Source organism: Bittarella massiliensis (ex Durand et al. 2017), from assembly GCF_017566145.1.
GTDB classification, from domain to species: domain Bacteria; phylum Bacillota; class Clostridia; order Oscillospirales; family Ruminococcaceae; genus Bittarella; species Bittarella massiliensis_A.
Window position 1 is genome coordinate 24,182 of the sequence record NZ_JABFCL010000017.1, and the last position, 11,029, is coordinate 35,210.

The 11,029-nt window shown below is 64.4% G+C and carries 10 protein-coding genes; 4 read left to right on the plus strand and 6 right to left on the minus strand.

The window, feature by feature from the left end:
* Positions 1–516 precede the first annotated feature (516 nt).
* The 4 genes from HJY11_RS12685 to HJY11_RS12700 form a co-directional block, all read right to left on the minus strand.
* A complete protein-coding gene (locus HJY11_RS12685; RefSeq protein WP_208076321.1) occupies positions 517–1,494 on the minus strand; it encodes a nucleoside hydrolase in 978 nt (325 codons plus the stop codon).
* 37 nt (positions 1,495–1,531) lie between these two features.
* A complete protein-coding gene (locus tag HJY11_RS12690; protein ID WP_208076322.1) occupies positions 1,532–2,521 on the minus strand; it encodes a nucleoside hydrolase in 990 nt (329 codons plus the stop codon).
* Positions 2,522–2,810: 289 nt separating this feature from the next.
* The gene (locus HJY11_RS12695) at positions 2,811–4,295 is read right to left on the minus strand and encodes a 4Fe-4S dicluster domain-containing protein (RefSeq protein WP_208076323.1); all 1,485 of its coding nucleotides are present in this window, start codon (positions 4,293–4,295) and stop codon (positions 2,811–2,813) included.
* Positions 4,296–4,302: 7 nt separating this feature from the next.
* The gene (locus tag HJY11_RS12700) at positions 4,303–4,575 is read right to left on the minus strand and encodes a hypothetical protein (RefSeq protein ID WP_208076324.1); all 273 of its coding nucleotides are present in this window, start codon (positions 4,573–4,575) and stop codon (positions 4,303–4,305) included.
* 259 nt (positions 4,576–4,834) lie between these two features.
* On the opposite strand from HJY11_RS12700, the gene HJY11_RS12705 reads away from it, so the two are divergent.
* From HJY11_RS12705 to HJY11_RS12715, 3 genes are read left to right on the plus strand one after another with little or no spacing between them, the layout of a single operon-like run.
* Positions 4,835–5,089, plus strand: coding sequence for a (2Fe-2S) ferredoxin domain-containing protein (locus HJY11_RS12705; RefSeq protein ID WP_208076325.1), 255 nt, complete (start codon positions 4,835–4,837; stop codon positions 5,087–5,089).
* Positions 5,090–5,093: 4 nt separating this feature from the next.
* Complete coding sequence (locus HJY11_RS15710) at positions 5,094–6,800, plus strand: [Fe-Fe] hydrogenase large subunit C-terminal domain-containing protein (protein ID WP_208076326.1); 1,707 nt, start codon at positions 5,094–5,096, stop codon at positions 6,798–6,800.
* Complete coding sequence (locus HJY11_RS12715; RefSeq protein ID WP_208076327.1) at positions 6,797–7,969, plus strand: SpoIIE family protein phosphatase; 1,173 nt, start codon at positions 6,797–6,799, stop codon at positions 7,967–7,969. The genes HJY11_RS15710 and HJY11_RS12715 overlap by 4 nt, the downstream gene beginning before the upstream one ends.
* Positions 7,970–8,100: 131 nt before the next feature.
* Here the strand turns inward: HJY11_RS12715 and HJY11_RS12720 are convergent, their stop codons facing one another.
* Positions 8,101–8,628, minus strand: a complete 528-nt coding sequence (locus tag HJY11_RS12720; RefSeq protein WP_208076328.1) for a CarD family transcriptional regulator — start codon at positions 8,626–8,628, stop codon at positions 8,101–8,103.
* 192 nt (positions 8,629–8,820) lie between these two features.
* Positions 8,821–10,056 (minus strand): sigma-70 family RNA polymerase sigma factor, encoded by a 1,236-nt coding sequence (locus HJY11_RS12725; protein ID WP_208076329.1) that lies wholly within the window; start codon positions 10,054–10,056, stop codon positions 8,821–8,823.
* Between the two features lie 196 nt (positions 10,057–10,252).
* Here HJY11_RS12725 and HJY11_RS12730 point away from each other — a divergent pair.
* Positions 10,253–11,029, plus strand: a 777-nt coding sequence (locus HJY11_RS12730; protein WP_208076330.1) for a hypothetical protein, incomplete at its 3' end; no start/stop codon positions are given.

Below are 11,029 nucleotides of genomic sequence, written 5' to 3' on the forward strand. Positions count from 1 at the left end.
CTTTTAGAGGGGATGGGCGCGGGGCAAAGGGAAGGTCAGCACAGGTGCAAAAAGGGGCGCCCTGTCAAGCGGATAACAGCTGACGGCGCGCCCCCTTTTTGACGGGCCAGCGGGTTTTGCGGCGTGTTCCGACGGCGGCGGTTGCCGCCGCGGCCGGCAGGGCGGCCAGCGCCCGGAGACCCGCTTGGGCGGGGCCACCCGTCGCCGGCGACAGGTCTTCGGGGAGAGGGGACAGGGGGTTCCTCCTCCGGCGGGGAGGCGGTTTTTTCAAAGATTCCTTTGGGCGGGGCGGAGGGGGAGCCGCGCCTTTTCCGCCCTCCCCGGCCGACGGTTGGCCGCCCGCCTGCCGCGCGGGGAGAGAGGGCGATTGGGTCCGGCACTGGGGGTGTAAAGAGCGAGGGGGAGGGGTCCAGCGCCCTGCCGGCGGCGGGCTGGCCGGTGGGGAGGCAAGAGAAAAGAGATTCGGAACCGCTGGCGGCGGTTCCGAATCTCTCTCGTGTTGAAGGGGGGCGGGGGTTAGCCCCTCGCCAGAATGCCCTTGAGCATGGCCGCGAATTTGTCCCGGTCGGCGTGGAAGGCGAAGAAGCAGTTGGGCTCATCCTTGTCGATGCGGGCGCGCAGGTCCAGGCAGGTCTGTCCGTCGGCGTAGCCGCCGGAGATGTCCACATGGCAGCAGACGGGGCGGACGTCGGTGAGGACGGTGGGGTCCAGGAGGGCGCAGACGGCCAGGGCGTCGTGGATGGGGGCGCCCTGATAGGCCTTCATGTCGGCGTCCATCGAGTAGCCCTTGGTGCGCTGCTCGATGAGGGTGGCCACTGCGTCGGCGGCTTTGTTGCCCAGGGCGCGCATCTCGGCGGCGTCCTCCACCGTGAGGTAGCACTCGTGGGTGGCGTCCAGGGGGACCAGGGTCACCTTGCAGCCGGACTGGAGCACCACCTCCAGCGATTCGGGGTCGACCCAGACATTGTACTCGGCCATGGGGGTGGTGTTGTTGACCAGATAGCCGCCGCCCATGATCATGATCTCCTCGATGTGATCGACGATGCGGGGGTCGGCGCGGATGGCCATGCCGATGTTGGTCAGGGGGCCGACGGGGATCAGGGTGATCTTCTCCTCGGCGTGTAGCAGGGTGTCGATGAGCCAGGTGACGGCGGGTTCCGCCTCCTCCTTCAGATCGGTTTCGGGCAGGGGCAGGTGGTCGCCGTGGACCAGGGAGCGCACCCCGGTCATCTCCCCCTCCCGGTGGGGGATGCCGGGTTTGCGCCCGGGGGTGAGGGTGGCCACCATGGGGTACTCGCAGCCCCGGTAGACCGGCACGTCGGAGCCCATGAGGGCCTTGACCCGCAGGGTGTTGTCGGTGGTGAGCTTTACCTCCCGGTTGCCGTTGACCGAGCAGATGCCGATGACATCCAGTTCGGGGGCCAGCAGGGCGGCGATGATGGCGACGGCGTCGTCGGTGCCGGTATCCACATCTAAAATCACTTTTCTGGGCATGGTGTTGTCTCCTCCTTTATCTCGCCTGGCCCGGCTTCTAGCGGTCGGCCAGCTTTAAGATGTCCATGACCATGGAGCGGAACTTCTCCCGGTCGGCGTGCATGGCGAAATAGCAGTTGGGCGCTTCCTTGTTGGTGCGCATCCGCCGGTCCAGGCAGGTCTGCCCGTCGGCGTACCCGGCGGCGATGTCCACGTGGCAGTTGACCTCCTCCACCTCGGTGAGGACGGTGGGGTCCAGCAGGGCGCAGACGGCCAGGGCGTCGTGCACCGGCGCGCCGGAGTACTCCTTCATGTCCACGTCGTTGGAATAGCCCCGGGTGCGCTTTTCGATGATGGCGGCCACCGCGTCGGCGGTCTTGGTGCCCAGCTTGCGAATCTCGGCGGCGTCCTCGGTGGTGAGGTAGCACTCGTGGGTGGCGTCCAGGGGCACCCAGGTGATCTTGCAGCCCGACTGCATCACGATCTCGGCGGCTTCGGGGTCGACCCAGACGTTGTACTCGGACACGGCGGAGGAGTTGTTGGTGAGGAAGCCCCCGCCCATGATCATGATCTCCTCGATGTTCTCGGCGATCTCCGGCGCCACCCGCAGGGCCATGCCGATGTTGGTCAGGGGGCCGACGGGGATCAGGGTGATCTTCTCCTCGGTGTTTTTCAGGGTGTGCACCAGGTAGCTGACCGCGCACTCCTCCTGCTCTTTGAGGTCGGTTTCGGGGATCTCCAGGTGGTCGCCGTGCACCAGGGCCTCGACGCCGGTCATCATCCCCTCCCGCCAGGGGATGTTGGGTTTGCGCCCCGGTTTGAGGGTGGAGACCATGGGGTACTCGCAGCCCCGGTAGACCGGCACCTCGCCCCGGCCCAGCAGGTCGAGCACCCGCAGGGTGTTGTCGGTGGTGAGGCGAACCTCCCGGTTGCCGTTGACCGAGCAGATGCCGATGACCTCCAACTCGGGGGCCAGCAGGGCCAGCATGATGGCCACCGCGTCGTCTGCGCCGGTGTCCACGTCGAGAATGACTTTGCGCTTGTCCATAGAACCTTCCTCCTGTCGCTGTTGTGGAGGGGGTTTCCCCTCCTGTGTACCCCAAGTATAGGCGCTTCCCCCACCTGTGGGGAGGACAATTGCCCTAAGAAATAGACAAACATTGCAGTTATTATTGCGCGTTTTGACGAAGAATGTGGGCGGCCCCGCACAGATTTGGGGGCGGCTGGGGGGTGGCGGGGAGGGCGCAAAAAAGAGAGCCGGTTCGGGAAGGGGCCCGAAAACCGGCTCTCTGGCAGCGTTTTTGGTTGTTGGCGGGCGGGTTTGCCCGGGTGGGGATCTACTGCCCCTCTTCCCCCTCAAAGAGGTCGATGGGGGATTCGGCCTTGAACTTGTTGACGGCGGCGGTGGCCTTGTTGATGGGCTGCAGGGTGCCGGGGCCGGCGACGCAGCCGCCGACGCAGGCCATCCCCTCCATCAAGTAGCCCTCGCGCTTGCCGGCCTTGGCGATGGCCAGCATCTTCTTGCAGTTGGCCAGCCCCTCGGCCCGGTCCATCTTGACCTCCACCTCGGGGTAGAGTTTGTGTACCCCGCTGGCGATGGCCCCGGCCACCCCGCCGGAGACGGCGTAACCCCGCCCCTCGGGGGCGGCGTCGGCGAAGGGTTCGCCCTCGATCTCGCCGAAGTCCACGTCCTTGGCGGCGAACATCCCCATCAGCTCTTCAAAGGTGATGACGTAGTCCACGTCGCTGCGGATGGTGCGGCGCATGGCCTCCAGCTTTTTGGCGGAGCAGGGGCCGATGAAGGCCACCTTGTGGTCCGGATGGGTCTTTTTGACGTGGCGGGCGGTCTCCACCATGGGGGTGTAGGCCTGGGAGAGGTACTGGGAGATCTCGGGAAACTCGTTTTTGGCCATGACCGACCAGGCCGGGCAGCAGGAGGTGGCCAGGAACCGGGCCTCCCCGGTGGCCACGTGCTTGGCGTAGTGGTGCACCTCTTCCACGGTGCCCCGGTCGGCCCCCCAGCCCACCTCCACCACGTCGGCAAAGCCGATGAGTTTGAGGGCGGCCTTCACCTTGTCGGGGGTGGCGGCGGGGCCGAACTGGCCCACAAAGGAGGGGGCCACCTCGGCCACCACCGGGACCCCCTCTTTGAGGGCGGTGGCCAGCTGGAACAGCTGGGACTTGTCGGTGATGGCGCCAAAGGGGCAGGAGACGATGCACTGGCCGCAGGCCACGCACTTGTCGTAGTCGATCTTGGCGCGGCCCAGGTGGTCGCTGCCGATGGCCTTTACCCCGCAGGCGGCGGCGCAGGGCCGGTCGTATTTGACGATGGCGCTGTAGGGGCAGACCTCTTTGCAGCGGCCGCATTTGAGGCACTTGTCCTGGTCGATGACCGTCCCCTCGGCGGTGAACTGGATGGCCGACACCGGGCAGACCGACACGCAGGGGTGGGCCAGGCAGTGGCGGCAGTTGTCGGTGACCATGTAGGAGGTCTCGGGACAGGCGTTGCAGGCAAAGGGGATGACGTTGATGAGCGGCAGCTCGTAGGCCTGGTTGATGAGCATGTCGTCGCTGAGGCCCTTGGAGATGGGGGCGTTGTCGTTGATGTCGCGCAGGGGCAGGCCCATGGCCAGCCGCAGCCGCTCGCCGACGATGGCCCGCTCTTTGAAGACGCTGTCGCGGTATTGGGGAATCTCGCCCGAGATGATCTTGTAGGGCAGCTCCTCCACCTTTTCCTGGCTCCACCCCTCAAAGGCGAGGCGGGCGATCTCGGTAAAGATTTGGCGGCGAATTTTGGTGACGGGTGTGTAAACTCCTCTCACGTTGCAATCACTTCCTCACAATCGATAAAATGCGTGTCATAACCTCTTCGTTGGTGGCCTTTTCGATCTGCTGGCCGTCGACAAAGACCACCGGGCAGACCTGGCTGTGGTCGTGCTCGGTGTGGCAGACCTGGGTCTCCACCTGGATCTTTACCCCGTGGCGCATCTCGTACTTGAGTTTTTTCAGGCTCTCCACCGACTCAATGATGTCCATGGCGCCATTCATGATGCACTGGGTGCAAACGCAGACGACCACACGGATGGATTTCATCGTTTTCACCTTTGTTCACTCCTGCTCTTATTTGGTTTGCCGTTGGGCGGTTTGATACCGAATTAACAATCTAATCTATTATACACTGGCGATACCGCCATTTCAATAGCATTTATCGACAGTTTTTCCGCCCGATTTTGGCAGGAACGCGGCCTTTTCCCGACCGGCGCCATCGTGTATAATAGATAAAATAGAGAAGCCATGCCCACCCCCCTGCCCGGCGGGGCGGCGGGGCCGGCATTTTGACGCGAGGAGGCGCAGAGAGACGATGGTTACAGTGACAGTCTGTGTGGGCAGTTCCTGCCACATGAAGGGCTCCTACCAGGTCATCAAGACCTTTCAGGAGATCATCAAGGAGCGGGGGCTGGAGGACAAGGTGGCCCTCAAGGCCTCGTTTTGCATGGGGCGCTGTTTGGACGGCATCTCCATGCAGGTGGACGACGAGCCCATCTCCCATGTGGGGTTTGCCAACGCCAGCGACATTTTTTACCAGCACGTACTGCCCAAGGTAGAGGAGGAATGAGACGGTGAGCAGCATCATCAAACTCAACGAGGGGAACTGCCAAAACTGCTACAAGTGCATCCGGCACTGCCCCATCAAAGCCATCTCCTTTTCGGGGGGGAAGGTGCAGATCATCGAGGACGAGTGCGTCCTCTGCGGCACCTGCGTGGACGTCTGCCCGCAGAACGCCCGCTTCACCACCGACCACCGGCCCAAGGTGCTGGAGCTGCTGAAGGGGCCCGACCCGGTCTACGTGACCCTGGCCCCCTCGTACAAGAGCTACTTCACCGACCTCACCTTTGAGCAGCTCTCGGCCGCCCTCAAGGCCGTGGGCTTTGCCGGGGTGGAGGAGACCGCCGTGGGCGCCTACGAGACCTCCCGCGCCTACGCCCAGCTGATGGCCGCCGGCGAGATGGAGAACATCATCGCCACGGCCTGCCCCTCGGTGGTGATGATGGTGGAGCGCCACTACCCGGCCATCGCCCAGTGGCTGGCCCCGGTCTACTCCCCCATGATGGCCCACGCCAAGATGATGAAGGAGAGATACGGCCAGAACATCCACGTGATCTTTATCGGCCCCTGCCTGGCCAAGAAGGAGGAGGCCATGGACCCCCTGGCCGGGGGGGACGTGGACTACGCCCTGAGCTTCAACGCCCTGCGCGCCCTCATCGAGGGGGCCCCAAAGGAGGAGAGCGACGGGGAGGCGGTGGGCACCGCCCACCCGGTCAGCCGCCTCTACCCCAAGCCCAGCGGCATTCTCAAGAGCATCGAGCCGGCGAGTTACGGCCACTACCGCAAGGTCTGTGTCGACGGGGTGGAAAACTGCATGGAGCTCTTCTCCTGGCTGGAGAATGAACACCCCACCGGCCTCTTCATCGAGGCCAACATGTGCGCCGGGGCCTGCCTGGGCGGCCCGGTGATGCGCCGGGAGGGGATCTCCAGCTTCCGCGGGCGGATGGAGATCGACGACCAGCCCAAGCCCCGGGACGCCCGGCCCGCCCCCTCGGCCGCCTGTGAGCTCTCCCACCTGCGGCTGTTCCGGGGGGCCCCCAAGGCCGAGCCCATCCCCACCGAGGAGGAGATCCGCGCCATCCTCGCCCAGATCGGCAAGACCAGCCCGGAGCAGGAGCTCAACTGCGGCGGCTGCGGATACGAGACCTGCCGGGACAAGGCCATTGCCGTCTACCGGGGGAAGGCCGATGTCAACATGTGCCTGCCCTACCTGAGAGAGAAGGCGGAGAATATCTCCTCCACCGTCATCCAGCACTCCCCCAACGGCACCATCGCCCTCACCGAGGAGCTGGAGGTGCTGGACCTGAACCCCGCCGCCGAGGAGATGATGGGGCTGCGCCGGGAGAGCGCCGTCGGCCAGATCATCCCCGAGTTTTTCGGCGACGACACCTTTGACCGCGCCAGAGAGAGCGGCCGACCGGCCATGAAGAACGAAGTGGTGGTGGGCGAGGGCGTCAGCGTGGAGGAGACGGTGATCTACATCCGCGAGAACCGGATGTTCATCGTCTTTATGAAGGACATGACCGCCGAGAACGAGAACAAGAAAAAGCTGGAGGCCCTGCGGATGCACACCGTGGACACCGCCCAGAAGGTCATTGACAAGCAGATGCGGGTGGCCCAGGAGATCGCCTCCCTGCTGGGGGAGACCACCGCCGAGACCAAGGTGGCCCTCACCAGCTTGAAAAAGAGCATGGAACAGGGGGAGGACGGTGCCCTATGAAGTTCTTTGCCGACGCCGCCTATGAGAGCATCAACCACTACGGCGAGGAGCTGTGCGGCGACAAGGTGGAGTTTATCCGCGACCAGGGGGGCGGGTTTTACGCCGTGCTGGCCGACGGGTTGGGCAGCGGGGTCAAGGCCAACATCCTCTCCACCCTCACCAGCAAGATCATCGCCACCATGATGGCCGAGGGGGCCAAGCTCACCGAGTGCGTTGAGACCATTGCCTCCACCCTGCCCAAGTGCTCCGAGCGGGGGCTGGCCTACTCCACCTTCACCATCGTCAAGGTCAAGCCCGACGGCTGGATCTACACCGCTGAGTTCGACAACCCCCTCATCATCTACTTTCGCGACGGCAAGTTGATGGAGCTTGCAAGGGAGGTGGTGGAGATCGACGGGAAGATCATCTACACCTCCTCCTTCCAGGCCCAGGTGGACGACATGCTGGTGATGTTTTCCGACGGGGTGGTTCACGCCGGGGTCGGCTCCCTGTTGGATCTGGGGTGGCAGTACGACAACATTGTCAAGTACGCCGAGGAGGCCATGGAGAAGGACATCTCCCCCCGGGTGATGGCCAAGAAGATGGTCTCCACCGTGAACACCCTGTACATGAACAAGCCGGGGGACGACTCCACCGTCTGCGCCATCCGCTTTCGGGAGGGGCGGGCGGCCACCGTGATGGTGGGCCCCCCCGCCAAGAAGGAGATGGACGCCACGGTGGTCAACCGGCTGATGTACTCCAAGGGGCTGAAGGTGATCTGCGGCGGTACCACCTCCCAGATCGTCAGCCGGGTCACCGGGCGGGAGCTGAAGGTGCTGCTGGACTACGACAACCCGGCCCTGCCGCCCACCGCCCTCCTGCCGGGGGTGGACCTGGTGACCGAGGGGGTGCTGACCCTGCGCAAGGCGCTGGAGAACATCCGCGAAATGGGGGAGACCGGGGGAGAGCACGAGCTGATCAACTACAAGAAAAAAGACGGCGCCACCAAGCTGACGAGGGTGCTGATGGAGGAGTCCACCGAGGTGCACTTTTTGGTGGGCCAGGCCCTCAACGAGGCACACCAGAACCCGGGGATGCCCGTCTCTCTGGGGCTGAAGTTCAGCCTGATCGGCGAGTTGGCGGAGGAGTTGCGAAAGACCGGAAAGCGGGTCACCATCGAGTACTTTTAACTGGGGGCGGGGGCTTTTCCCCCGCACCAAAGGGGCGGGAGACCGCTTTTTAAAAGAGAACTGCCCGGGCAATCTCGACGATCGCCCGGGCAGTTCTCCCTTTGCGGGAACGGCGGCTTTGGCCGGCTTGGCTACTGGACGGGCCCCCTGTCGGGGGCGCCCTCAAACTCGTTTTGGATGGCGGCGTCGATCTCCTCAAAGGTGGCGCCGAGGGCGGTGGCCAGTTCCTCGCAGAGCAGTTCCTCCGCCCGCTTTTGGTACTGTAAGTCCATCTTGCCCGGCTTTTTGCCCTGGGAGAGGGTCTCCTCGCTCTTGGAGCGGATGGAGCAGATCAGCCGCGCCAGGTCCTCGCAGTCGTGGGACTCGAAAAAGCTGTGGTAGTGCTCGGCCAGGGTGCGCTGGTCCCGGCCGGCACAGGGCGCTGCCCGCAGCTGGGGCAGTTTTGCCAGCAGGGCCAGCCCCTCCTCCCGGGTGATGATGGGCCGCATGAAGGCCCCGGCGTCCACCGGGATGAAGATGGTGCCCGTGCCCCGCACAGGGGAGAGCTCGTAGTAGAGCCTCTCCTTGTCGGACACGGGGATACCGACGGGCGGGCCCACCCTCTCCACCCGGCAGACGCCGGTGTTCTCGTAAACAACGTACTCCCCAATTTGAAACATGGTCTCTCCTTTTCTCCGAACGGGCCAGGCGCGCCCCCCTCGGGCTGCGCCAAAGCGCGCCGCCCGGCAGCCGGACTGTCGCCCAGGCCGAAACGGCGCGCTTTCCCAACTCTATTTTACCACGTTTGGGCCGCCAATGATAGCGAAACGGCGCGCATTTTCTGCGGATTGCCGGCGGAGGGGGAAAACGGCCTACTCCGCCTGGGGGAAGGTAAGGGTCACCTGGCCGCTGGAGCGGTTGCCCACCCGGTCGGAGACAGAGAGGGTGTAGCGGCCGCCGGGGGCGGAGAAGACCGCCTCGCCCGCCGCTTCGTCCACCCAGAGGGGGGCGAAGGAGGTCCCCCCCTCGCCGGTCAGGGAGGCGCTGGCCCAGTTTACCCCGGCCCCCTCGTCCGACAGGGAAAAGACGGCCCGGCCCCCCTCCATCCGGGTGGAGAGGAGGAGGGGGCCCGCCCGGTCGACGGTTTGGACCGAGACTTCCCGCCGGGCCTCTTTCCCGCCGGTGCGGGCGAGGGCGGTGTAGAGGCCATTTTCCCCCGCCAGGGCCAGGTAGCTGCCGTCGGGCTGACGGTGCGCCGGGGCGGCCTGCCCATCCGGCCCGACCAGGGTCACCTGGTCGGGGGTCGCCCCCGCCACCGAGATGGTGACGGGACAGGGCTGGGCGCGCCAGCCCGAAGCGGCCGTCACCCGGGCGATAGAGGGACCGCCGCCGCGCCCGGCGAGGAAGGCGGCGCCCCCCAGCAGCAGGGCCAGGGAGGCGGCTGCCGGGCGGGAGAGGCTGTGCTTTTGCCGGGGCTGGGGCGGCACTGGGCTGGGGAGCTTGCCCACCGCCCGGCCCACCGCCGGCCCCACCAGGAGGGCGGGGAGGCCCAGCAGCTGCCGCAGGCGGGCGCGGGCCCGGCTCAAGAGCCGCTGGGCGGTGGAGGGGGAGCAGTCCAGCGCCTGGGCGATCTCCGCCACGGTGCGGCGCTGGTAGTAGTGCAGCAGCACCGCCTCCCGCTGGCGGGGGTCCAGTTTTTCCAGGGCGGCCAGGAGGGCGCGCACCTCCTCTTTCTCGATGGCGGCCTCCTCGGGCAGGTGGCGGGCGTCGTCGTCGGGCTGGGCGGCCAGCTGCTGCGTTTCCGGCGGGGCGGCGTTTAGGGGGAACTGCTTTTGGCGCTGGGCCAGCCGCAGGCAGACCCGGTAGGCGGTGCGGTTGAGGTAGGCCACCAGGGCCTTGGGGCTGTCGATCTGCCCCATGTGGCGGTAGAGGGTGAGATAGGTCTCCTGCACCGCGTCTTCCGCCAGGGCCTGGTCGTGCAGCAGGGCGTAGGCCTGTTTCCACTGGATGGGAGCGGTGGCCTGGTAGAGGGCGTCAAAGGCGCGCTCGTCCCCCTCCCGCGCCCGCACCAAGAGCTCCCCCAGCTGGCGGTGGCCCAGTGCTGCCATGGCATCCGCCCCCTTTCGTCAAATTTCGCCACCCATTATAGCACGGATTGTGGGAAGGGAAAAAGGAAAAATGGACCAGTGCATTTTTTTTTAAAAAATTTGCAAAAAGGTGACAGTGGGGGCTGCCGGGCTGCCTCTTATGAGTAAAATGATTCTGCCCCCTCGCTGCGAGGGGCGGGAAAGGGAGCGAAAAAAGATGAAAAAGGGAATGCGGGCGGCGGCGCTGGGATTGGCGGCCGCCCTCTGTTTTAACCTGACACCAGCCTGGGCCTTTGCCGAGGAGGCGGAGGGGGACGGCGGCGACAGCTCCTCGGAGTTTGTGGGTGCTTTTGATCTGCGGGACATATTTGAGTTTAAGCAAACAGCTGGCCGCGGCGGCTATATTTCCGAAAATTTTATGCATCTGGCGGATCGGATTGACAGCGCTGTCAACTCTGCCGACAATAGTTTGTATAGTGACTCCAGTGGAGTGTTCAGCCATCGTGAGGTATCTTTGCAAAGCAACTGGGAATTTGAGAGCAATTTTTCTTTGCAGGTTGATAAAAGCAAAGTGAGGGAAGGCGGTGCTGTCCAGTTTGTTCTTATGGACGAGGAGACGGATGAAACCTTTGCATTTGTGCAGCTGGGAAAGCTGGCTGGCAGAGAAGGGTATCTAATTGCATTTTGTACGGGGCTGTACTATGGTACGCCGCTCCAAAGTACAACGTTGGAGGAAGATGATGTAAAGGGTGTACACACCCTGCATGTCTCTTACGAGGCGTCAACGCGGATGCTCACAGTTGAATACGCGGGGAAAACCTGTGCTCGAAAGTTGAATTTGCCAGGCAAGAATTTGGCTAAGGTGCGGATGTCAGCAAGCATACATTACGAGATTTCCGCACCTCTCGACACAGAGTCCAAAATAGAGGGGGAATTTGTCTCCGCCAAATACACCCACTACCAGCCGCAGTTCGTGAGCACCGAGCTTTTGGAC

Excerpts from the sequence above, each read along its gene's own strand:
- HJY11_RS12685 (WP_208076321.1), bottom strand. The coding sequence starts at position 1,494 with ATGCCCAGAAAAGTGATTTTAGATGTGGATACCGGCACCGACGACGCC.
- HJY11_RS12690 (WP_208076322.1), bottom strand. The coding sequence starts at position 2,521 with ATGGACAAGCGCAAAGTCATTCTCGACGTGGACACCGGCGCAGACGAC.
- HJY11_RS12705 (WP_208076325.1), top strand. The coding sequence starts at position 4,835 with ATGGTTACAGTGACAGTCTGTGTGGGCAGTTCCTGCCACATGAAGGGC.
- HJY11_RS12715 (WP_208076327.1), top strand. The coding sequence starts at position 6,797 with ATGAAGTTCTTTGCCGACGCCGCCTATGAGAGCATCAACCACTACGGC.
- HJY11_RS12720 (WP_208076328.1), bottom strand. The coding sequence starts at position 8,628 with ATGTTTCAAATTGGGGAGTACGTTGTTTACGAGAACACCGGCGTCTGC.
- HJY11_RS12725 (WP_208076329.1), bottom strand. The coding sequence starts at position 10,056 with ATGGCAGCACTGGGCCACCGCCAGCTGGGGGAGCTCTTGGTGCGGGCG.